We start from the raw sequence: 22,484 nt of genomic DNA on the forward strand, positions 1-22,484 counted from the left end.
GTGGCGTCCCGTCGCACGGCGAACGGCCGGGGCGAGTCGCCTCGCCCCGGCCGTCACCCCCGGTTCCCTCCACTCGGTGGCCGGTTCCTCAGCGCAGCCGGTACGCCTCGGGCATGGTCTGGGTGACCGTGTTGCCACCGCTGTCGGTCGCGCTGATCCGCAGCGCGACGCCCTCGGCGGCCTGCTGCCGCTTCGGGTGCTTGATCTCCGCCGTGAAGGTGTTCTTCGCCGTGGCCCGGGTGGTCACCGGCCGCCACGTCCGGCCCTCGTCGAAGCTCGCCTCGACCCGCAGCGAGGTCACCGTGGGCGGTGCGGTGAGCCGTTCCTGGTAGTAGCCGACCACCGTGATGCGGTGGCTGTCGCCGGCGCGGGCCGTGTTGTCCAGGGCCAGGTTGAGGTCGTACTTCAGGAAGATCAGCGGCTCGGGGCGGCAGGCGTCGGAGTTGTTGCCGAGCACCTCGCCCATGCAGGGCTGCAGCTCCGAGGCCTCCCCTTCGGTCGGCTTGTCGGAGGTGTACTCCCACACCGTCTTGACCCCGTTGGTCTCCGCCTCGAAGGTGTACCGGGCCGACTCGGCCGGCAGGTCGTAGGCGACGATGTCCCCGCCGACGGAGCAGCCGAGGGCGAACACCGCTGCGGTCACCAGCGCGGCCACGGCCCCCTTCCGGCGCCGCGGCGACGGCGCGTTCATGTTCATGGCGTTGGTCTCCTTAGCTGTCTCGACCGTCATCGCCGGCCTCCGGCGAGGCCCGCCGTGGCACCGGCGTTGCCGCCGATCCCCCAGGTGACCCGCTCGTAGCGCCGCTCGACCTCGTCGCCGGACCCGTCGCGCAGGCGGAAGTCGCAGGCGGGCGGCTCGCAGCTCGGGCTTCCGAAGTAGTACTGCCCGAGGCCCGTGTCGTTGACGATCCCGATCATGGCCTGGCGGCCGCCGCCGCTGCCGGTCAGGTAGAGGGTCGGATAGAACGTGTCACCCTGCCGGCAGCCCGAGCAGAGGTAACCGGTCTCGACGGTGAAGCCAGACCGGGTCCGCACCTGCGGCACGGCGCCCGGCACGGTCGGTCCGGTGTTCCAGTGCAGTTCGTTCCTGCCGGTGAGCGCGACGTCCTGCATCTCGCCGCCGCTCGCACCCCGCACGGAGGGTCCGGCGTGCTCGGCCCAGGCCGTCTGGAACCGGTTGATCGCGTCGCCCTGCCGCTTCACGAACATGGTCAGCGTCCGCTGCGTGGCCGTGAGCGGCACGTCCAGCAGCACCGCGGGCGGACCCGACTTGGGCTGCTGCTGCCAGGTGTGGCTGACGGCCTCCCCCGGCCGGTCGGCGTGGAAGTGGTGGTCGACCCGGTCGAAGTCGCGCGTCCGGGTCCGGTACGGCAGGTCGGACGGGACCTTGCCGCTGCTGCCGAACGAGGCGCCGTAGACCGTCGGTGCGCTGCTGCCACCGAGGAGGATCCGGACGTGCCGCGAGTCGGCGTTGAGCCGCTTGATGAGGCGCGCCGCCGCGTCGTGGTCCACGCTCACGACGGGCAGTGCGGCGTACGGCTGGACCTCGGGGCAGCTCTGCGGCCCGTCGGTGCAGGTGGCGCTCTGCGTCGGGACGACGCCCAGCGAGGTGAGGCCCGGCGCCGCGACCAGCACGCCGACGGCGCCCGCCGCGGCGGCGGCCGCCACCCGGTCCCGCAGCATGATGAAGTCGCAGGCCGTCGTGCAGATGTCGGTCGGCGTCACCAGCACGAGCTTGCCCCTGACGCCGACCTTCGCGAGGTCGGCGGCGGAGCCGGTGCCCGCGTGGACCACCGACGCGAGGCCGCGGGTCGGCAGGCGGGGAACCGAGACGGCGATGTCGCGGCCGACGGTCGTCTCCCCCTCCTGCCACGTCTGCTGCCCGACGGGCACCGAGACGTCCGGGGTGTGGTAGCGGCTGGACAGGCTGAACGCCTCACCGCCACCGACGACCTTCATGGTGACCACCGGCGTCGCGAGGACGCTGTAGGTGTTGTGGGTGAGGGTTCCGCTGCGCACCTTGCCGGTCGGCAGCGCCCACCAGTTCGGCTCGTCGGCGCCGTACGCGGCCGTGAGCTCGCTCGTCATCCCCCACGCGCCGGTCGCGGAGAGCCGCTCGAAGTTGGTCACCGCGTCGTAGGTCTCGGTGGGCACCGGGGCCTGCACCCGCAGCGGCTTGGCCTTGCGCAGGTCCAGCGTGGCCGTGGTCGCCCTGGTGACGGTCACCTCCGCCGCCATCGGCACGGCGGTGTGCCACTCGCCGGCCTTGTCCTGCCACTCGACGGCGACCGCGGCCGCGTACGTGCCGCCGAACAGCGACGCCGTGACCGTCTCCGCGCCCTCCAGGGAGACGGGACCGTCGTGCAGGAGGTCCTTGTCGTCGACCGGCAGCACGACGGCGTTGCCGTAGCGGACGGTGGTCGCGTCCTTCGGCGGGACCACCTTCAGGGTGAGGCCGAACCGCTGCGGCTCGACGAAGGCGTTGACGCGGGTGGTGGCCCGCAGTGTGTTCGAGGCGTCCCGGGCGTTCAGGACGCCGGTGTAGCGGCCGAAGAGCCCGTCGGTGCCGAGCACCCGGCCGTCGAGGGTCAGCGAGACCTCGGCGGAGCCTCGGGCGGGTACGACCACCTGGTCGGTGCTGAGGCTGAACAGGCCGTTCGGGGCGGGCCGGTCACCCGAGGCGATCGACGTCGAGAGGTGCAGCGTGATGGCCTCGTCGGTGTGGTTGGTGTAGGTGACGGTCTTCACCTGTGCCGAGTGCGGGTAGGCCAGCCGGCCGAAGTTCAGGCTGCCGCTCGGGATGATCGTGGGGTCGACGGCGGTGCCGACGTTCACCCGCCCGACGCCCTGGGCGTACACGTCGTGTCCCAGGTCGGTGGCGGTGCCCATGAGCAGTGCCTTGATCTCCTGGCCGCGCATCTCCGGGTGCTGCTGGGCGATGATCGCCGCGGCGCCGGCCACGTGCGGTGTGGCCATCGAGGTGCCGCTGGCGGTGGTGTAGTAGTCGTCCACGACGGTGCCCATCGCGGTGCCGGCGGCCCGTGCCGCCACGATGTCGACGCCCGGGGCGGCGATGTCCGGCTTGGCGGCGCCGTCCCCCACCCGCGGTCCGCGGCTGGAGAAGTCGGCCATCTCGTCTTCCTTGTCGACGGCCGCCACGGTGAGCGCCTCGTCGGCGGCGCCGGGGGCGCCGACCGTCCCGCTGGCCGGGCCGTTGTTGCCCGCCGCGACCACGAAGAGGGTTCCGGTGGTCCGGCTGAGCTGGTTGAGCGACTCGCTCATCGGGTCGGTGCCGTCGGTGGCGCCACCGCCGATGCTCATGTTGACGACCCGGGCCCCGGTCTGGGCGGCCCACTCCATCCCGGCGATGATCGCGTCGAGGGCACAGGAGCCCCCGTCGTTGCAGATCTTGCCGACCCGCAGTTGGGCGCCGGGCGCGACGCCCTTGCGCAGCCCGTCGGACGCGGCCCCGGTGCCGAGGATCGTGGCCGCCACGTGCGTGCCGTGCCCGTGCCCGTCGCGGGGACCGTTGGCGTTGCCGGTGAAGTCGACCTGCTCGACGATCTTCCCGGCCACGTCGGGGTGGTCGGGGTCGATGCCGGTGTCGAGCACCGCCACGGACACCCCGGTGCCGTCGTATCCGCGCTCCCAGGCGACGGGCGCGCCGATCTGCGGCACGGAGGTGTCGAGGGAGACCGTGGCCAGCTCGTTGAGCCACACCTTCTCGACGCCGGCCAGGGAGCCTGCGGCGCGCGCGGCGCCGATGCCCTGGTCCGTCTTGCCCCGCACGTCGTGCCACCACCGGCCGTCGCCCGCGATGGTCAGCGAGCGGCCGTTGACGCTCGGGAGCACCTTGCCCTCGGTGGCACCGGCGGCCTTCGGGGCCTTCGCGGCCGACGTCTTCCCGGTGTAGGTGACGAGCACCGGCACCGTGCCGACCGTGCCGGACGCCGCGAGGGCCGCGAGCTTCCTCAGGTCGAAGAGGCCCCAGTCGAGCAGGCCGTCGCTGACGAGCGGCAGGGCGTCGTTGGGTACGACGTGGACGGCGCCCCTGCGGGTGATGGTGTGGAACACGACGGTGGACCCGTCGGGCCGGGCCGCGCTCTCGGTGTCGCGGACGACCGGCTTGCCGTCGGCGTCGATGCCCACGTGCACGGTGTCACCGGTGATCAGCGTGAGCGGCAGGGTCGCGCCGGAGGCGGCGACGGTCCGCAGCAGATCGTCGTTGGGGTTCACCGTCACGTGCTGTCGCTGTGGGGCGCCGGGGATCGGCGCCTGCTGGGTGGGTCTGGCCGCGTGGGCCGCCGTGGTCGACATGACCATCGCGAGGATGGCCAGACCAGCGGTCGCCGCGCCCAGGCGCCGCCCGAAAGGCCTTCTGGCCGGGCTTCGCCTCATCTCTTCGGTCTCCTGTCAGGGGGTTACGACTACGGACGTGCGGAGCTTCGGGGGTACGGGGTGAGGTGCCTGCTCACCACGGGTGTTCACGGTCCGGCCATGGGGTCTCCTCACTAGAGCGGTTCGTACTCACCGGCGACCTCGGCACCGCCCGTGCCCTCGGCGGTCGGGGTGTCTGCCGGACTGGTCGGCGGTACTGCCGGTACCGGCTCGTCCCCCGCGCCGGACACCGGCGCGAGGGGATCGCCGGCCGGTTCCGGCCTCGGCGGATCTGCGGGCAGCATGGTGCCCAGTGTGTGATCGGGACGGGCCCGGCCTCGATTGGTCAGATGCGGGATTTAAAGAGGCGCCCCACCGGCGCGTATTTCTTCGCAGCCAGTGACGGTGGCGAATTTATTCGTCGCCGTCCGGCGGCTGTTCCTGATCGCCGACGAGGCCCAGCTCCACGACCCGGATCGCGAGCGCGGTGCGCGAGGACACGTCCAGCTTGCGCATCGCCGACTTCAGCTGGCTGGCCACCGTCTGCGTCGACACCACGAGGGCGTCGGCGATCTGCCGGTTCGTCCGCCCGCCGACCAGCAGCCGGACCACCTCCCGCTCGCGGGGGGAGAGCCGGTTGCCGTAGCTCGGCCGGCCGCGACGGGCCCGCGGCGCCCGGGAGGACGGGGCCCGCTCCCGCAGGCACCGTGTCACCCGGTCGGCGTCGTGGTGCGCGCCGAGGTCGGACAGCGCCCGTGCCACGTCGGACAGGACCGCCAGGCCCGCCTGCTCCCGGCCGGCGGCGAGCAGGCAGCGACCGTGGTGCTCCCGGGTGAGCAGGGCGCCGTACGGGCGTGGCAGCGTCTCCCACGCGGCGGCCGCCTGCGCGAACAGCGCCGCGGCGCGGCCGAGCTGACCCTCGCCCTCGGCCAGGAGCGCCCGGCACACCACGAGGGATGCCTGCGGCGCCGGCGCGTCCACGTCGCCGAGGGCCCGCGCGAACGTGGCCACCAGGTCCGCGGCGCGGTCGAGCTGGCCGGCGGCCACGAGCGCGGCGACCCGCACCGGGGCGATCTCGGCGGCCCGGGGCCAGATGCCGCTGCGCACGGTGATGTCGGTCGGTTCGTCGGTGATCCGCAGGGCCTCGTCGACGTCGCCGTCGTAGAGGTGCAGGCACGCCAGCGCCGCCGCCGCCTCGACGTGTTGCTGGTCGTCGTGCCGGGCGAACCGCAGCCGCTGCTCCGCGACGTCCCGGTCTCCGCCGGCGGCCTGGATCAGACCCGCGACGAGAGCGGCCTCGCACCGGTCCTTCAGCCGTACGCCGTCGTCGTCGAGCAGCGCCGCGACCCGTTCCGGGAGGCCGGCCCAGGCGCCGGTGAACCAGTCCAGGTGGGCCGCGGTGGACGCGATGCTGCCGAAGTGGCCCAGCAGCTGGTGGTCCTCGGCGAGGGCCAGGGCCCTGGCCAGGCGCCGGCGGGCCTCGCCGTACCGCCCCCACCGCATCGCCGCTTCGCCGATGTTGGTGTGGCCGATGGCGATGAGCGCCGCCTCCTGCGGGCTGGTGGCGTCGTCGGGGATCTGCCGCGCCTCGACCCAGCCGACCTCCTCACCGAGCATGATCAGGGCGAAGGAGCGTTCGAGGAACAGGCGGAGCCGTTCGTGGGAGGCGATCGACGGCGCCACCGGCGGCGCCTCGCGCAGCCACCGCAGGTGCTCGGCGACCGGCCGCGCGGCCCCGAGGGGAAGGGCGAGGAGGATCCGTGCCCGCGCGGCCTCCAGGGAGTCCGGCGGCAGGTGGGGCACGGCATCGGCGATCTCGCACCGGCCCGTCTCCATGGCGCCGGCCACCATGAGCACCCGGCCGAGCTGGAAGCGGACCAGCGCCTCCTGCGCGGGCGTCAGGGCCTGGGTCCGCAGCGCCGACTGCAACGACTCGAGGACCTTCGAGTACGGGTCGGAGCCGGGCAGCGACTGGAACTGGATCTTCGTGACGAGCCGGACGAGTGCCTCCACCGGCAGGGCGACGGTGGTGACCAGGTTGTGCAGCAGCAGCGCCGAGGTGGCCACGTCGCCGGCCTCCGCGGAGAGGTCGGCGGCCTGCTCGGCGTACCGGCGCGACGCCTCGACGTCGCCGGCCTCCCGGAAGTGCCGGGCCAGTTGCGCCACGGGCGGCAGCGGCGCGGCCTCCAGGGCCCGGCCGGCGCGCAGGTGCATGCACCGCCGCTCCTGGGCGGGGATGGCCTCGTAGACGGCCCGGCAGGCCAGGGAGTGGCGGAAGGACCACTGCCCGCGCCCGTCCTCGCGGAGGAGGCCGCACCCCACCGCCTCGGCCACCTGGGCGCTCGCGCGCTCGTCCGGCAGGCCGGTCACCGCCCGCAGCGTCGGGTAGTCGGCCGGGTCCGCCAGCACCGCCGCGGCGTACAGGACCGTGCGCGTGTCGGGCCGTAGCCGGGCGACGCGCTCCAGCACGGCGTCGCGGATGGTGGGCGGCACCTCGATGTGGTCCAGCCGGCGGCGCGCCCACGCACCGTTCTGGCGGATCAGGTCGGCGCGGGCGTGCATCAGCCGCACCGACTCCTCCAACGCCAGCGGGACGCCCTCCGTCCGGGAGTGCAGGAAGGCCGCGAACTCGGCCGAGACGTGTTCGTCGGCCAGCATGGAGGAGACGAACGTGGCCGACTCGGCGACGCCCAGCGGCTTCAGCGTCATGCGGACCAGGTGGGCGTCGGCCGGCACCCGGGAGGACAGCCGCAGCAGCAGCGAGTCGGGCGGGAGTTCCTCCGGCCGGTACGTCACCACCACGCTGACGGGCTGCGGCCGGCGGGAGACGAGGAACAGCAGGAACTCCAGGGTCGCCTCGTCGGCCCAGTGCACGTCCTCGAGGGCGAGCACCGCGACGCCGAGCCGGTTGAGCAGTTCGACGAACGCCCGGAACAGCCGGTGCCGCGCCGCTGTCGCGTCCCCCAGCGGCTCGGGGGCCGGTGGCAGGTCGGCGTCCCACTCGGGGAACAGCGGACGCAAGGCGCCGGCCAGGCCGCTGAGCCGCAGCCCGGCGACGCCGCCGACGCCCTCGCGCACCGCGTCGACCACGGCGCCGAGGGTGTACGGCTCGCGCAGTGGAGGGCACGCGCCGATGAGGACACGTCCGTCGGGCCCGGACGAGGACGGCAGGAGCTCCCGGAGCAGCCGGGTCTTGCCGATTCCCGCCTCGCCCTCCAGCAGGACCACGGCGGGTGGCCGCCCCAGCGCGTCGCCGAGCGCGGTGAGTTCCCGGTCGCGTCCGACGAACCGCGGCACGGACAGCGCGGGGAGTTGACCGGAACGCGTCCCGGACCGGGTAGTCACCATCCCCCCTCCCGGTCGGTCAGCATCGGCCGGGCCGATTGTCGCCCGGAAATGACGTTGAAGTCCACCGATATTCGTGGAATATCCATAGAGCGGGACGGCCGCATTGCGGGGGCGCGTACGAGAAGGCGGCCCGGCCGCGGAGAAGGCTCGGACATGACGGAATTAGTCCGACTCGTCGTCCGCCGCACAGGAACTGTGGGCATCCCCCATGGACGGCAATTCCCACGCCTCCGCAGGGACCGCCACCTGCCCGTCGCCGGCGTCCCGCGCCGATCCGGATAGGCGAGCCGGTCGACGGGGGCAATTGTTGAATTGCGGCGACGGACGGGTTCCGTCCGAAATGCCCGCGGCTCGCGGACCGAAACCGTCGGGGCCGCCGAACGGCGGGCGGCCGACAACCGTACGCCCGCCCGTGAAATGCGGACCGGCGCGCGACGACGGAATGCGGGCGGCTGCGACGAGGATTCCGCGACGCCCCGACCGACCCGGGTCGCCGCGTTCGCCGTCCGCCCACACCCGACGGTCCGCCCCTTGCCGAGGATCCTTCACGAGCGTAGGAAGGACACACCCCACCACCCCCGGGCCCGCGTCGGCCCCGTCCGTCCCCGCCGAGGAGATGCGCGTGACCATCCGCCGGCTCCGTCTCGTCGTGTCCGTGCTGGTGACCGCCGGTGCCGTGCTGCTCGGCACGACCGCCGCCGCGGGCCCACCCCCGCCGCGGCCGGCGCACGGCGCGTGCGACCCGATCGACCCGACGGCCTGCCTGCTGCCGTTCCCGAACGACTACTTCACGGTGCCCGACCGCACCAGCCCCACGGGCAGGCGTGTGCAGTTCACGCCCTCGTCGATGCCGGCCACCGTGCAGGGCACCCCCATCGACCCGACCGAGTGGAACCGGCAGGACGGGTTCAGCCCCGGCTCGCCGATCCTCGTGCACGTGCCCGGCCTCGACGCCGCGGCCACGGGCATCGCCCCGGTCACCGACGTCGGCCGCTCGCTGGCGCCGGACGCCCCGATCGTGCTGCTCGACGCCGACACCGGCAGGCGCACCCCGTACTGGGCGGAGTTGGACGCCCACGCCGCCGACCGGCCGGACCGGCGGCTGCTCGTCATCCGGCCGGCGGTCGCGCTGACCGAGGGCGCCCGCTACGTCGTGGGCCTGCGCGGCATGCGCGACGAGACGGGCGCGCCGATCCCCGCGCCGGCGGCCTTCCGGGCGTACGTCACCGGCAACGGCCTCGGCCCCCGCGACCGCCGCGCGCCGCAGATGAAGCGCATCCTCGCCGACCTGACCCGGGCCGGCGTCACGCGTCACCACCTCTACCTCGCCTGGGACTTCACGGTGGCGAGCCGGCAGGGTCTCACCGGACGCATGCTGGCGATCCGCGACCGCGCGTTCGCCACGCTCGGCGCGGCGGCGCCGTCGTACACCGTCACCCAGGTCACCGACTACACGCCGGAGCAGGATCCGCGGATCGCCCGCCAGGTCACGGGGACGGTCGCCGTGCCGTCCTACCTGACCGGCGACGGCGGGCCCGGTTCCCGCCTGCACTACGGGCGGGCCGGCGGCGACGGGACACCACCCACCAAGGACGCGCTTCCCACGCCGTCCGGCGCGACGGTGTCGGCGGACTTCGTCTGCAACATCCCGCGCAGCGCCACCGCCGCCCGCCCGGCGCACCTGTCGCTCTACGGCCACGGCCTGCTCGGCAGACCGACCGAGATCAACGCCGGCAACGTCAAGAGCATGTCGGACACGTACCGCTTCGCCTTCTGCGCGACGAGTTGGATCGGCATGGCCGCGGCCGACGTGCCGTACGTGGCGGGCACGTTCGGCGACCTCAGCGCGTTCCCCGCGGTCGTGGACCGGCTGCAGCAGAGCTTCCTGAACTTCCTCTTCCTCGGCCGGACGATGATCCACCCGCGCGGCTTCGCCGCCGACCGGGCGTTCCAGGACGCCGCCGGGCGCTCCCTGATCGACGTCCGGGGCGGCCTGCACTACGACGGCAACAGCCAGGGCGGCATCAACGGCGGCGCGCTCACCGCCATCGCCCAGGACTGGACGCGCTCGGTGCTCGGCGTGCCGGCCATGAACTACTCCACCCTGCTGCAACGCAGCGTGGACTTCGCCCCGTTCCAGGCGATCATGGACGTGTCGTACCCGGACCCGGCGGACCAGCAGCTGATCTTCGCGCTGCTGCAGATGCTGTGGGACCGGTCGGAGGCCAACGGGTACGCCCAGCACATGACCGACGACCCGCTGCCCCGCACCCCGCGCCACCAGGTGCTCATGCACGTGGCCTTCGGCGACCACCAGGTCTCCCCCGCCGCGGCCGAGGTCCAGGCGCGGACCATCGGCGCCCGCCTGCACACCCCCGCCCTCGCCGACGGCTGGTCGACGGACGTGAGGCCGTACTGGGGCATCCCGCCGATCCGCTCCTACCCGTACACCGGCTCGGCCATCGTGATCTGGAACAGCGGCGCGGCGTACGCCCCGCCGCCGACCAACCTCGCGCCGGAGGGGCCGGAGTACGGCGCGGACCCGCACGAGTACCCGCGCGCCCAGCCCGCGGCGCAGCGGCAGAAGGCCACGTTCCTGCTGACCGGCAAGGTCGTCGACGTCTGCGCGGGGGCGCCCTGCGCGTGACGTGGTCACCCTCGGCCGGCGACCGGGGTCGACGCGGGGGGCGGTGCCGGGCGACGAGGGGTCGCCCGGCACCGCCCGTCGTGGCCGGCGGCCGGAGGAAACGCCGTCCACGGTGCCGGTCGGGCCCGCGCCCCGCGCGGGGTCGGCCCGACCGGCCGGTGAGGTCAGGGCCGCACCTTCCAGGCCCGGGTGATGGTCTGGTCGATCCGGTTGCCGTCGCGGTCGGCGGCGGTGACCCGTACGGTGGCGAACGCCGCGCCGGGCGGTGCGGCCGGCACGGTCGCCGTCACCGGCCCCGTGCCCCGTACCGGCGCCGGGCGCCAGTGCGCGCCGTCGTCGTAGGACACCCACACGGTGACCTGGAAGCGGCCCGGCCCGGACGCGCCGGGCTGGTAGCCGGGGGTCAGCGTCAGCGGGTACGGCCGGTCGGCGCGGACCACGTTGGACAGGTCGGTCCGGAGGTCGTAGCGGAGCTGCGGCAGCGGGAGCACCTGCGGCTCGTCGCCCCGGGGCCGCTTCGACCGGAACGTCCAGGTGGTGGACGTCGCCGTCGAGGTGGTCCACCAGACCCTCTCGGGGAAGGTGTCCCGGGTGACGTCGAGCGTCAGGCGGTACGTGCCGTTGCCGTTGCCGACGGTGAACTGGTGCGACGATCCGGTGGTGGTGCCCACGACCCGGTCACCGCGACGCAGGGTCAACCGGGCCCGGTCGGAGCGGCCGTCGATCCAGCCGTACGTCGTCCCGGAGCCGTCGGCGTACTGGGGCACGGCCACCCGGATGGTGTCGTGCCACCGGTTGACCGGCGTCCCGTACGCGTAGTCGGGCGTGGTCTGCGGGACGGCGGGCCGGGTCAGGGCCGGGAACCACACCTCCCGGGCCCGCTCGCCGGGCCGGTACGCGCGCAGCGGGCCGTACACGGTGCCCTGGGTCCCGCCCAGGTTCTCACCCTCGGCGGTGGCCTGGGCCCGCCAGAGCACACCCCGGGTGCTCACGTGGTCGGTACGCCGCTGCGCCACGGTCACCGAGCGGTTGAAGTCGAAGGCGACGCCGACCCCGTCGGGGTACCCGGCCCTCGCGTCCAGCGCCCGCATCTCGGACCCGTGCTGGTGGAACTCGCTCTCCACGGTGGCCAGCGCCAGGTCGCCGGTCGTGTAGCGCAGGTCGGCGGGAATCCGGTCCGGCTCGGTCAGCAGCAGGTCGTAGCGGTAGGGGCTGAGGGGCACGCCCGTCAGTCCGACCGTCACCGGCCCGGCCGCCAACCGCTCGCGCAGCCGCTGGCCGTCGGCGTACTCGATCTGGTAGGTCGGGACGGTCGCGCCGTAGCCGCTCGGGTAGACCCTCGCCGCCGTGTCCGGGGCGAGGAACACCGCCACCGCACCGGCCGCGGCCGCGGCCCGCAGTTGCTCCGCGACGGCGTCGTCCCCGACGTGGCGCAGCAGCAGCACGGCTCCGCGGGCGGCGCCGAGCCGGCCCGGCTCGCCGTCACCGCCGTCCACCAGCGGCGCCGTGCGGGTGCCGTCGAGCAGCGGCGCGCCCTCCACCGGCAGCGGGCGGGTCAGCGCGAAGCCACGCGCCCCGGTCACCTGGGCGGTCAGCTCGGGGGCCCGCAGGTCCCACCGGCTGAAGAACCGGAACGTGCCGGTGGAGACCGGGCGGGTCGGCACGGCGTACACGTGCCGCACGTTCGACGGGTTGAACGCCCAGCCGGACAGGTTCGACCGGCTCCCGGCGGTGCGCAGCCACGAGACGGCGCCGCTGCCGACCACGGTGGGGTCCGGGACGTCCATGCGGATCTCGTTGCCGGCGCGGGCGTCGAAGCGCAGGGTGCGGTCCGCGTCGACGCGCACCTCCGGGTCACCCGCCAGGGTCAGGTCCTTCTCGTTGCCGCCGGCGTCGAGGCTGTGCAGGAGCGCCATCACCGAGTAGCGGCCGGCGGGCAGCTCCACCGTGGCGCGGCCGTCGGTGAAGTGCCCGTAGTACTGCGCGCCCGTGTCCAGGTTCCACAGCTCCGCCCGGTTGACGAAGCCGGTCACCGGCCGTCCGTCCCGGTCGGTGGCCTCGATGGTGAGCGTGTGCACCGGTGGGGTGACGCGGAGACCGACGGGGGTGCGCAGCCGCACTCCGGCCCCGGTCGCCGTGAGCACCCCGGCGTACTGGTTCGGCGCGGTCGCCGCGGTGTCCAGCCGCACGGTGGCGGTCGCCCGTCCACCCGGTGCGATGGTGAGCCGGGACGGCGTGACGGTCAGCGCGGCGGCCCGGCCCGTGGCGCCGGCGTCGGTGGCGGTCACGGCCAGGTCGAGGGTGACCGGTTCCCGGCCGGTGTTGCGGTAGGCGACGTCGGCCGTGCGCGGGCCGGAGCCGGCGGGCACCTGCCCGATCACGAGGCCGGCGCTGTCGACGTGGACGGTCTGGCGCAGCGCCGCCGGCACCTCCACTCGGCCGACGCCCTGCTGCCAGACCGGCGCGGTGCCGACCGGGGTGGCGCTGCTGACGAGCGCGGCCTTGAGCTGTTCCGGGCGCCAGTCGGGATGCGCCTGCGCGAGGAGCGCCGCCGCGCCGGCCACGTGCGGGGCCGCCATGGAGGTGCCGGACATCGCCGTGTAGGAGGCGTCGACCACCTGCCCGAGCGAGGTGCCCGCGGCCCGGGCCGCCACGATGTCGACCCCGGGCGCGGTGATCTCCGGTTTGACGGCGCCGTCGTCGGGGCGGGGACCGCGGCTGGAGAAGTCGGCCAGCTCGTCGGTCTTGGACACGGCGCCGACGGTCAGCGCCGCGGTGGCGATGCCGGGTGTGCCGACGGTCTGCGGCCCGGGGCCGGAGTTGCCGGCGCTCACCACGAACAGCGCCCCCGAGCTGGCGCTCAGCGCGTCGACCGCCTCGCTGACCGGGTCCGGGCCGCCGTAGGACGGCGCGCCGAGGCTGAGGTTGACCACCCGTGCCCCCTGGCGTACCGCCCACTCCATGCCGGCGATGGCCCACGAGAGGTCGCCGGAGCCGGCGTCGTCGAGGACCTTGCCGACGAGCAGCCGGGCGCCCGGCGCCACACCCTTCGCTCCGGCCCGTCCGGCCTTCCCGCTGCCGGCGATGGTGGCGGCGACGTGCGTGCCGTGCCCGACCCGGTCGACCGCGTCGCCGCCGTCGGAGGTGAAGTCCGCCGTGGCGGCCACGCGGCCGGCCAGGTCGGGGTGGGTCGGGTCGTACCCGGTGTCGAGCACCGCCACGGTGACGCCCCGCCCGTCGTATCCGGCCTTCCAGGCGGCCGGCGCGCCGATCTGGGGCACGCTGTCGGCGAGGTCGGCGCGCAGCCGCCGGTCCAGCCACACCCTCCGGGCACCGGCGGCGAGGGTACGCGGCCCGGTCGTCAGCGACTCCCACAGCGTCCGCAGCTCGGTCTTGCGTCCGGTGACGGCGACCGCGCCGATGCTGGGCAGGACCCGGGTGCGGGTGGCGCCCGGCGGTGTGTCGGGCACCGCCGCCGCGCGGACGCCGTCGGCGGGCGGCCCGGCCACGAGCAGCGGAAGGGTCGCGCGGGCCGCGTCGTGGTAGCCCTCGGCGACCAGGTCCGTGACGTTGAACAGCGCCTCGTCCACGAGGCCGGCGGCGACGTACGGCACCGCCTCGTCCGGCACCACGTAGACGTCACCGTCGCGGTGGGACAGCCGGAAGCCGTGCCGGTCGGGGCCGCCCCGCTGGTCGATGGTCGCCTCCTGGCGGCCGTCGGTGAAGCGGGTGAACCGGACCACGTCACCCGTGATCAGCGTGACGGTGTACACCGACCCGGGCGACCCGGCTGGCGCAACTGCGTCAGCGGCGAAGGCCGAACCGGACGGTGGTGTCACGGCGATGACGGTGACCGCGGCCACCGCCGCGGCAAGCACCCTGCGTAACGAGCTGAACACGAGACTCCCCTTGACGTGCCGGCCGTACGGCAGGCAGCGTCACACCTCGTCAGCCGGACCGTAAAGGATCTAGAGTCAGCGCAGCTGTGACATGGCCCAGATGCGCCAGGGAGGACGATCGTGCTGCGACCGGCGGGGCTGAGCGTGGCGGAGGAGGCGACCTACCTCGCCCTGGTCCGGCAGGGCGCCGCGACGCCGGCGCAGCTGACCGTCCGGACCGGACTGACCCCCGCCCAGGTACGCCGCGCGGTGCTCACCCTGCGCCGCCGGGGCTTCGTGCACCACACCCCGGCCCCGGACGAGCGCGTCGTGCCGGTGCCCCCGGAGCTGGCCGTGGAGCAGCAGGTCCGCCGCCGGGAGGAGGAGCTGGAGGGCGTACGGGCGGCCGCCCGCCGCCTCGCTGAGGAGGCCCGCAGCCGCGCCACCAACCGGCGTACCGAGGAACTGATCGAGATCGTCTCCGGCCGGGCGGCCGTCGCGCAGGCCTTCGACCGGCTCCAGCACACCGCCCGCCAGCAGATGCGGGTGCTGGTCGCGCCGCCGTACGCCGTGCCGAAGGCCGTCAACCGCCAACAGCTCGAACGGCAGGCCGCCGGGGTCACCTACCGGGCGGTGTACGACGTGGACGCCCTCACCGACGCCTCGTTCCTGGAGAGCGTGGTGGTCCACGTCCAGGAGGGCGAGCACGCCCGCCTGGCGCACGGCCTGCCGACCAAGCTCGCCGTGGCCGACCGGGAGCTGGCCCTGCTGCCGCTGGCGTGGACGCGGGCGGCGCACGACGCCGCGCTGCTGGTGCACCCGTGCGGGCTGCTCGACGCGCTGATCGCCCTCTTCGAGACCGTCTGGAACCAGGCCACTCCCCTGTCCGTGGCCGACTCCGCCGGTCTCACCGCCGCCGCGACCGTCTCGGCCGCCGACCGGCACCTGCTCTCGCTGCTCGTCGCCGGGCTCACCGACGAGGCGGTCGGCGCGCGGCTGGGAGTCAGCCGCCGCACGGTGGTCCGGCGGGTGCAGCACCTCATGGAGCTGACCAACTCGCGGTCACGGATGCAGCTGGGCTGGCAGGCCCGCGAACGGGGCTGGCTCTGAACCGGATCGTCGTGCGGTGACGCCCGGCGCGACGGGTCCCGCCGTCAGGTCTGGTGTCGCTGGCAGGGGGCGCAGTAGCGGGCGTGCGGCAGGGCCTTCAACCGTCCCAACGGGATCGGTTCGCCGCACCGCTCGCAGACGCCGTAGCTGCCGTCGGTCATGCGGCGCAGCGCCTGCGCGGTGTCGGCGATGCCCTGGCGGGCGGCCGCGGCGAGCGTCTCGAGCGCCTGCGGCTCGTAGCCGCCGTGGCCCGGAAGCCGGGCGTACACCGTCAGCTCGGTGAGCCGGCGGGTGTGGGCGGCGAACTGGTCCTCGAGCATCGCGCGGAGCAGCTCCGTGTGCTCCTCGACCACGCCGGCGGGTTCCTGCGCGGAAAGGGCCATGGTGCCTCCCGGGTCACGAGACGGGCCACGTCCGGGTACGGGGCGGTGCCGGGTGGCGCAGCGCGGCCATCGCGGCGAGGGCCGCGCCGTTGAGCGCGGCCGTACGGGGCGTCGGTGCGCGGTGCACCCGCAGGCGCAGCAGCTTCGACAGCGCCATGGTCAGGTCGGGTTGCAGGGCGCCGTCGCCGACGACGAGCATGCCGCGCGCCTTCGCGGCGGCGAGGTCCGCCGCCGGGAGGTCGCGCCGCAGGTCCCGGACCTGGTTCGCGACGACATCGCCGAGCAGTCCGGCGGCCGTGCCGTGGGCGAGGTCCATGGTGCCCACGTTGGCGCGGCGGGCGGCGACGACACGTCCCTGCGAGAGGACGGCGACCTCGCTCACCTGTGCGCCGATGTCGGCCATGAGCAGTGTGCCGGCCGCGGCGCCGGAGCCGATCGCGGCGGCCCGGACGGCGTCGACGAACAGGATGCGGGAGGGCGCGAAGACGGTGTCGAGGACCCGCCGCATCGCGGCCTGGTCGGATTCGGCGGCCAGCAGGGGCCGGCACGCCACCACCACGGCGCCGGCGGGCAGCGGCTCGTCGTAGCGGCGGACCAGCTGGTCGAGGAGCAGCGCGCAGCCGTCGACGTCGACGACGCGGCCGCGACGCACGAGTCGGCCCGCCGAGGAGAAGGCGTCGCCGCACGGGCCGGTGAGGGTGCCGCGGTGGGACGCCCACACCCCGACGGTGCAGCTGCCCAGGTCGACCGCGACCGCCGTCGGGGTGGCCGCCGGTCGGCCGCCGGCGCCCGTCGTGGGCCGCCCGGCCGGGCGGTTGAGGGGACTGAGGTTCACGGACGCGGTCACACCGACCCCTTTCCGTCGGGGAATCCATCATCGCCGCGGGTCGGCCGGTCGACAGGATCGGCGACCGGCGAAGAAGGGGCGGTGCTCGTTGCCGGCGTCCGGCAACGAGACCGCCAGGCGACGGGCCGTCCCCGCGAGCCGGGAAGCCGGCGATCCGGCTCGCCCGCGCTCGCCGGCTTCCCGGTCGTCCGGCATGTCCGGCGGGGGCACGCGTGCTCCGCTCAAAGGGCGCTGGCCGCTCCCGGTGGGGAGGGCTATGGTGTCCGGCATGCAGGACCAGCCCGGCATCGGCTGCGTCGGCGAGCGGGTGTCGCTGCCGATGCTGGCCGTGCTGGCCGTCCTCGCCGTGGTGCTGGCGGCCACGAGGGGCGTCGGGCTGTGCATCGTGTTCCGGTTGACGAGGCGCGCCGTTCCCGGCTGCGTCCCGTCGTGGTCGGCGGACCGGGCCCCGCCGGGCCTGCTGCCCGCCGCCTGAAGCCGTCCACCCGCGGCGCCGTACCCGGCGCCGTCGCCCCGTCCTGGGAGCACCATGCCCACGTCGTCTCCTCCCCGCCGTTCCCGGCCGCCGCGCCGACCCGCCTCGGCCCCTGCTCGCAGGGGGCGATGACGGTGCTGGCCATGGGTGCGTACGCCCGTCGGGGGCTGCGCCACTGCATCGCACTGGACGTGGGCACGTCGACGGTGCGGCTGTGGACCTCGGCCACCGACACGACGATCAGCGAGCCCGCCGCCCTCGTCCGACGGGCGGGTGGCCGCCACGCCGTGGGACGCGCCGCGATCGAGCAGGCGAAGCGCGACGGCGGGACGCTCGTGTGGCCGGTGCGGGACGGCGTGGTCCGCGACTTCTTCGGCTGCGTGCACCTGCTCCGGCTCCTGCTCGCCCGCGCCGGGCAGTGGTACGCCGACGACCACCCCGTGCTCGTCGGCGTACCGGCCACCGCCACGCTGCGGGAGAAGAAGGTGCTGGTGGCCGCCGTACGCCGGGCCACCGGCGGGCGGGTCAGCACGGTGGAGGAGCCGCTGGCGGCGGCGTTGGCCTGCCGGCCCGACTGGGGCGGTGACGACGTCGTCGCCGTGGACATCGGTTCCGGCCGCATCGAGGTGGCGCGCATCGCCGACCGGAGCGTCACCGCCGCGCAACGGGTGGACGTGGACGACCCGGTCGACCCGGTTCCCGCGATCGCCCGGTGCGTACGCGACCTGACGGCGCCGGGCACCGGGCGGCGACGGCTCCTGGTCACCGGTGGGGGCGCGGCGTCCGCGGGAGCGGCGGCACGCCTCGCCGGGTACACCGGCCGGTCCGTCACCATCCCCGCCGACCCGCAACTGGCCACGCTGACCGGTCTGCGGCTCCTGCTCACCCGCTGATCCCGTCCTGTCGCCGCCCGCCGCGGGCGCGACCACGTCGGTCATCCGCGGCGTCCCCGTCCGGCCGAGCGCGGCTCGGCGCACTGCGATTCCTGGAGATGTCATGGAGGTCGAGCTGACCCCGCTGCCCGGTATCGGGCTCCGCCGCACGTTCACGACGGCCGACGGGCGCCGCGTCGGTGTGATCAACCACTACGCGGGCGGCCGGCGTGAACTGATCGTCGACACCGGCGGGGACGACCCGGACGCCGCGTGCAGCCTCTCTCTCACCCGCAGCGAGGCCATGGCGCTGGCCGGGCTCCTCGGCATCCTCGACGTCGTCGACGTCGCCTTCACCGGACCCCGCGACGCCTCGCCGCCGCCGCCGAGGCGCTGAACGCCTTCGCTCAGACGGCGGGTAGCGGCTGCCGCGGCCAGTCGAGCGCGCGGGCCCCGAGGGTCGCCGCCTGCAGGGTGAACCGGTCGGTGGGGTCGGCGGGGTCGTAGCCGGTCAGCGTACGGACCCGGGCCAGCCGGTAGGTGACGGTGCGGACGGACAGGTGCAGCCGCCGCGCCGCCTCGGTGGCGACGCCGCCGCTGTCGAAGTACGCGGCCAGGGTCTCCAGCAGCGGCTGCGCGCCGCCCCGGGCGCGGGTCAGCGGGTGCAGGACGGCCTGCACGAGGTCGACCATGGCGGGCTGGTCGCGGAGCAGCACCCGGTAGATGAGCAGGTTGTGGGCGCCGACGACGGGCCGGTCCACCTTCAGTTGCCGGGCCATGGTCAGGGCCTCGCGGGCCTCCTCGTACGAGCGGGCGATGCCGTACAGGCCGGGATGGGGTCGGCCCACGGCGATCTGCCACGGCCGGCCCCTCGGCAGGCGGCTCAGCTCCGCGTACATCAGGTCGCCGAGCGGCACGGCGGTGGCCGCCGCCGCGAGGTCGGCGGCTCGGGCCGCGGGCTCGGCGGCGGTGGTCGCGGGATCCGCCGGGGCCAGGACGACGAGGAGCCCCTCCTTCGTGGCGACCAGCACGTCACGGTCGCCCAGCCGGTCGAAGATCACGGCCTCCAGGGCGCGGATGGCCGCCTCCGTGTCCGGCAGCCGCCGGCTCGGCGCGGCCAGCGCGACCTGGTGGGTCCGGGTCAGGTCCAGGCCGAACGGCTCGGCGCGCTGCACCAGGCCGCCCAGGTCGGAGTCGCCGCGCAGCAGGTCGTCGACGAGTTCCCGGCGCAGCGTCTCCTCCCGGCGCACCAGCTCCCGGCGCGCGGCGGCGTACCCCTCGGCGAGGGTCGCCACGGCGTCGTCGACGACCTGGAGCACCGCGTCGGCGGCCGCGAGGACCACGGCGCTGTCGCCGGAGCGCCGGAGCAGGGGCAGCTGCTGCCACATCCGCCGCGCCGCGGACAGGTACAGCTGCACGGCCTTACCGGCCGACACGCCCTGTTCGGCGGCGTGGCGGCCCAGTCGCTCGACGGCCTCCAGCTCGCTGCGCCGGGGCCGGCGGCCGGACACCGCGGCGTCGGCCAGCAGCAGCAGGTAGTCGCCGAGCAGTTCGACCGGCGCGCCACCGGCGTCCCGGCTGGCCGCCCGCGCCACGTCCGCCAGCCAGTCGTCGCCGGCCGCGGCCCGCCAGCGCTGGTCACCGTCGGCCACCGTCACGTCCTTTCCCGCGTCACCCAGTATCGCCCGGCCGCGGGCGGCGCGACGGCAACCGGGCACACGGGCGGGTGCGCCGCCGGCGCGGCGGGCCGGGTGTCCCCGGCCCGCCGCGCTCCGGCCGCCGCTACAGGGCCGCGCAGTCACCGCCCTTCGGGCCGTTCACCGTGTTCGGGGCGCCGAAGTCGGCGACCGCCGCGCTGTTGCCGGCGCAGCTCAGCGGGCCGTTGACCCGGCTGCCGACGAGGACGGGCCCGTACGCGCCGGCCAGCCGGCTGTACCGCTCGTTGGCGCTGACCTGGACGTTCTGCGACAGGGCGAGCGGGCCGTTGAACGTGCTCCCGGCGATCGTCACGTCCCGGGTGGTGCCGGCGATCCGGGCGGGGCCGTTCACCGTGCTGCCGAACACCTGCACCGCCTGGGCGCCGGTCGTCGTCAGCCCACCGTCGATCGTGCTGTCGCTGACGACGAGGGACGCGCCCGGACGCACCGACACGCCACCGGCCACCCGGGCGTCGCGCAGGCAGGTCACCCCGTCGCCGGCCACGACCCGCTGCTGCGGCCCGGTCAGCGTCCGCGTGCACTCCGGCGACCCGCCCGGCAGCACCGTGGCCCGGTACGCGCTCGGCTCACCGATATTGCCCGCCGGGTCGATGGCCCGGTGCTCGACGAGGTGCGTGCCGAAGCCCGGGACGAACCCGCCGCTGGGGTGGTCGTCCGGCAGCGTCTGCTCGAACGCCGCCTTCGACAGGCCGCCGGTGCCGAGGTTGCCGTACGTCAGCGCCTTGACGTCGGTGCCGGAGTGGCGGAACCGGAACGGCGACTCGGGCATCGGCTGTTCGGGGAAGCCGAAGTAGTTGTACCAGCCGTCCCTGTCGAGCCGGAACTGGCCGACGACGTGGCGCTCCTGGTCGTACCCGGTGCGGTCGTCCTGCGGGTCGAGCCACATGTCCCAACCGTTGAAGTACACCGGGTGCTCCAGGTCGCCGGACAGCCGGGTCAGCGGCTCCGACAGGCGGCGCGGCGCGGTCGGGCCGGCGTTGTCGACGGTCCACTCGATCCGGTCGGAGACGCTCCGGTCGGCCGGGTCGGTCACCGTGGCGGTGAGCCGGTGGGTGCCCGCCGGCAGGTCCAGCGCGCCCAGGTCGAGGGTCCGGCTGTTGTGCGGGTTCGGCAGCGCCCGGCCGTCGAGCGACCAGGACACGTCGAGGACGCGGTCGTTCGGGTGGTTGGTGCGTACGTAGACCACCTCGTCACCGGCGACCGGCTGGGTGGTCGGCGTCGCGCCGGTGATGGTGGCGGCGGGCGGTGACACCTCCGCCGTCGTCTCCCCCACCGTCCACTGCCGGGTCTGCACGAACCGGGGGCCGTTGTAGCCGGAGTTCGTGGCCGTGTTGCCGGTCGACGGGTTGCGGACCCAGTCGATGCCGTCGGGCCCCACGGGGTCGCGCACCTCGACGTGGACCACGGTCCCGGCCGGCAGGTCGAGGTCGCCGAGGTCGAGGTCGCGTCTGTTGTGCGTGTCGAGCACGGTGCCGTCCGGGCCGCCGACCCGCCAGGTCACCTGGAGCTCGTGGTAGCGCGGCTGCCCGGTCTCGACCCACAGGACGCTGTCGGAGGACACCGTGCCGAGCGGGGTGTGCCGGATGCTCATCTGCCCGGCGTTCCGCATCCCGGTCACCCGGGCGACCATGTGTTCGAGGCCGACCTGGTCGAAGTCGAAGCCGATCCACCGCATCATCGAGTGCTCGCTGGGCCGGCGCTGGCCGCACGGGTACGACCCGCCGCCCTCGTGCAGCCCGATCGTGCCGCCGGACAGGCTCTCCTCACCGATCCACCGCCACCACTTGTGCTGGTCGGCGACCATCTTCGCCGGGTCGCTGTAGGTGGTGTGGTGGAAGCTGCTGGGCTCGCCGCCGGTGTAGCAGGGCCGCACCACGTCACGGGAGGAGTACGGGTACTCGTCGGCCAGCGTGCCGAGCGAGTGGCCGATCTCGTGCAGAGAGATCAGCGGGCCCTGCGGGGAGCCGCCGGAGGTCGTCGCGTTGGTGCCGCCGATCCCGCCGTAGGTGAACGTGTTGAAGATGGCGAGGGTCTGCACGTTCTGCGACGTGCGGGGAATGCCCAGCACGGGCGCCACGTAGGTGTCGAGGATCCGGTTGTGCGCCTGGTTGCCGGTCTCGCAGGGATTGACCCCGGCCGGGTAGTAGGCGGCGTATTCCGCGCAGTCCACCGGCGCGCCACCGTAGACGGTGCCGCGCGACAGCGGGTCGTTGCAGCCGTTCTGGAAGATCATCCGCAGGGCGGTGTTCTTGCCGTTGACGGGGCCCTCCCGCTCACCGGTGTCGCGGATCGTGCCGTCGGGATGGCGTACGCGGCCGTCCGGGTCGCACCGGACGCCGTAGTCGATGGAGGCGATCTCCACGGCGTACACGTTGATGTAGTCGCGGTAGGTCCGGAACGGCTCGGTGGCCCACATGACCGCCAGGTTGCGGTCGACGTCGGCGAGGAAGAGCTGCTGCTGGTCCCACTGGTAGCCGTCGCCGAGGATGATCAGGTTCAGGCGCTCCGCGGCCGGGCCGGTGACCTGGATCGGATGGACCTTCGGCTCGGGCAGGGGCGTCGGCGGTCCGTCCGCCGGAGCACCGCTCGCCGGACCGACTCCGCCCAGCAGCGTGGCCACCAGGGCCACCGCCGCGAGGGCGGCCACCTTCAGTCTCACTGGCTCCCCACCTCCCCTTCGTCCGCCGGCGTGTCCTCCGGCCACCCGACGCTAGTTCGGGCCGGGGGTGGGAAGCATTCGACACCTGACGGAACTTCCGCCGTCACCGGCCGTTCAGCCGAAGTGCCGGCGCGGGGCGGGTGGACGGTCCCGGGGCGTGGACGGTCCCG

The 22,484-nt window shown here is 74.7% G+C and carries 13 protein-coding genes; 5 read left to right on the forward strand and 8 right to left on the reverse strand.

All coding sequences use genetic code 11. The features are described 5' to 3' along the window. Nucleotides 1–88: 88 nt before the first annotated feature. The 3 genes from D7I43_RS15980 to D7I43_RS15990 all read right to left on the reverse strand — a co-directional run bounded on the left by D7I43_RS15980 (nucleotide 89) and on the right by D7I43_RS15990 (nucleotide 7,725). Nucleotides 89–730: a hypothetical protein gene (locus D7I43_RS15980; protein ID WP_147427253.1), complete on the reverse strand. Its 642-nt coding sequence runs from the start codon at nucleotides 728–730 to the stop codon at nucleotides 89–91. Next, a complete protein-coding gene (locus D7I43_RS15985; protein WP_147427254.1) occupies nucleotides 727–4,317 on the reverse strand; it encodes a S8 family serine peptidase in 3,591 nt (1,196 codons plus the stop codon). The genes D7I43_RS15980 and D7I43_RS15985 overlap by 4 nt, the downstream gene beginning before the upstream one ends. 474 nt (nucleotides 4,318–4,791) lie before the next feature. Then, entirely contained in the window at nucleotides 4,792–7,725 is a 2,934-nt protein-coding gene (locus D7I43_RS15990; protein ID WP_120329290.1) for an ATP-binding protein, read from the reverse strand. Nucleotides 7,726–8,347: 622 nt separating this feature from the next. Here D7I43_RS15990 and D7I43_RS15995 point away from each other — a divergent pair. Continuing rightward, nucleotides 8,348–10,372, forward strand: coding sequence for a hypothetical protein (locus D7I43_RS15995; protein WP_240032985.1), 2,025 nt, complete (start codon nucleotides 8,348–8,350; stop codon nucleotides 10,370–10,372). A 164-nt stretch (nucleotides 10,373–10,536) separates the two neighbouring features. Here D7I43_RS15995 and D7I43_RS16000 read toward each other — a convergent pair whose 3' ends face one another. Then, a complete protein-coding gene (locus tag D7I43_RS16000; protein WP_158610108.1) occupies nucleotides 10,537–14,271 on the reverse strand; it encodes a S8 family serine peptidase in 3,735 nt (1,244 codons plus the stop codon). 120 nt (nucleotides 14,272–14,391) lie between these two features. Here D7I43_RS16000 and D7I43_RS34095 point away from each other — a divergent pair, with 120 nt between their 5' ends. Further along, the gene (locus D7I43_RS34095) at nucleotides 14,392–15,360 is read left to right on the forward strand and encodes a TrmB family transcriptional regulator (RefSeq protein WP_120329293.1); all 969 of its coding nucleotides are present in this window, start codon (nucleotides 14,392–14,394) and stop codon (nucleotides 15,358–15,360) included. A 44-nt stretch (nucleotides 15,361–15,404) separates the two neighbouring features. On the opposite strand, the gene D7I43_RS16010 is transcribed toward D7I43_RS34095, so the two are convergent. Both D7I43_RS16010 and D7I43_RS16015 read right to left on the reverse strand, forming a co-directional pair. After that, nucleotides 15,405–15,743, reverse strand: a complete 339-nt coding sequence (locus D7I43_RS16010; RefSeq protein WP_120329294.1) for a TraR/DksA family transcriptional regulator — start codon at nucleotides 15,741–15,743, stop codon at nucleotides 15,405–15,407. Between the two features lie 13 nt (nucleotides 15,744–15,756). Then, nucleotides 15,757–16,590: a rod shape-determining protein gene (locus tag D7I43_RS16015; RefSeq protein WP_120329295.1), complete on the reverse strand. Its 834-nt coding sequence runs from the start codon at nucleotides 16,588–16,590 to the stop codon at nucleotides 15,757–15,759. A 268-nt stretch (nucleotides 16,591–16,858) separates the two neighbouring features. On the opposite strand from D7I43_RS16015, the gene D7I43_RS16020 reads away from it, so the two are divergent. The 3 genes from D7I43_RS16020 (at nucleotide 16,859) to D7I43_RS16030 (ending at nucleotide 18,334) form a co-directional block, all read left to right on the forward strand. Next, on the forward strand, nucleotides 16,859–17,065 hold the full coding sequence (locus D7I43_RS16020; protein ID WP_240032986.1) for a hypothetical protein: 207 nt from the start codon (nucleotides 16,859–16,861) through the stop codon (nucleotides 17,063–17,065). Then, on the forward strand, nucleotides 17,020–17,958 hold the full coding sequence (locus tag D7I43_RS16025; RefSeq protein ID WP_120329297.1) for a rod shape-determining protein: 939 nt from the start codon (nucleotides 17,020–17,022) through the stop codon (nucleotides 17,956–17,958). Before D7I43_RS16020 ends, D7I43_RS16025 begins: the two co-directional genes overlap by 46 nt. Before the next feature lie 103 nt (nucleotides 17,959–18,061). Further along, nucleotides 18,062–18,334, forward strand: coding sequence for a cation:proton antiporter regulatory subunit (locus tag D7I43_RS16030; RefSeq protein WP_120329298.1), 273 nt, complete (start codon nucleotides 18,062–18,064; stop codon nucleotides 18,332–18,334). A gap of 10 nt (nucleotides 18,335–18,344) precedes the next feature. Here D7I43_RS16030 and D7I43_RS16035 read toward each other — a convergent pair whose 3' ends face one another. Both D7I43_RS16035 and D7I43_RS16040 read right to left on the reverse strand, forming a co-directional pair. Next, nucleotides 18,345–19,589, reverse strand: coding sequence for a PucR family transcriptional regulator (locus D7I43_RS16035; protein WP_240032987.1), 1,245 nt, complete (start codon nucleotides 19,587–19,589; stop codon nucleotides 18,345–18,347). Nucleotides 19,590–19,719: 130 nt separating this feature from the next. Further along, the gene (locus tag D7I43_RS16040; RefSeq protein ID WP_120329299.1) at nucleotides 19,720–22,314 is read right to left on the reverse strand and encodes a M64 family metallopeptidase; all 2,595 of its coding nucleotides are present in this window, start codon (nucleotides 22,312–22,314) and stop codon (nucleotides 19,720–19,722) included. Between the last annotated feature and the right edge of the window lie 170 nt (nucleotides 22,315–22,484).

Origin of the sequence: Micromonospora globbae (assembly GCF_003610785.1) — a bacterium.
Taxonomy (GTDB): Bacteria; Actinomycetota; Actinomycetes; order Mycobacteriales; family Micromonosporaceae; genus Micromonospora; species Micromonospora globbae.

What these genes read in the sequence shown, in the direction of transcription:
- D7I43_RS16020 (WP_240032986.1), top strand. Translation starts at nt 16,859, where the DNA reads ATGCAGGACCAGCCCGGCATCGGCTGCGTCGGCGAGCGGGTGTCGCTG.
- D7I43_RS15980 (WP_147427253.1), bottom strand. Translation starts at nt 730, where the DNA reads ATGACGGTCGAGACAGCTAAGGAGACCAACGCCATGAACATGAACGCG.
- D7I43_RS16030 (WP_120329298.1), top strand. Translation starts at nt 18,062, where the DNA reads ATGGAGGTCGAGCTGACCCCGCTGCCCGGTATCGGGCTCCGCCGCACG.
- D7I43_RS15985 (WP_147427254.1), bottom strand. Translation starts at nt 4,317, where the DNA reads ATGTCGACCACGGCGGCCCACGCGGCCAGACCCACCCAGCAGGCGCCG.
- D7I43_RS16010 (WP_120329294.1), bottom strand. Translation starts at nt 15,743, where the DNA reads ATGGCCCTTTCCGCGCAGGAACCCGCCGGCGTGGTCGAGGAGCACACG.
- D7I43_RS15990 (WP_120329290.1), bottom strand. Translation starts at nt 7,725, where the DNA reads ATGGTGACTACCCGGTCCGGGACGCGTTCCGGTCAACTCCCCGCGCTG.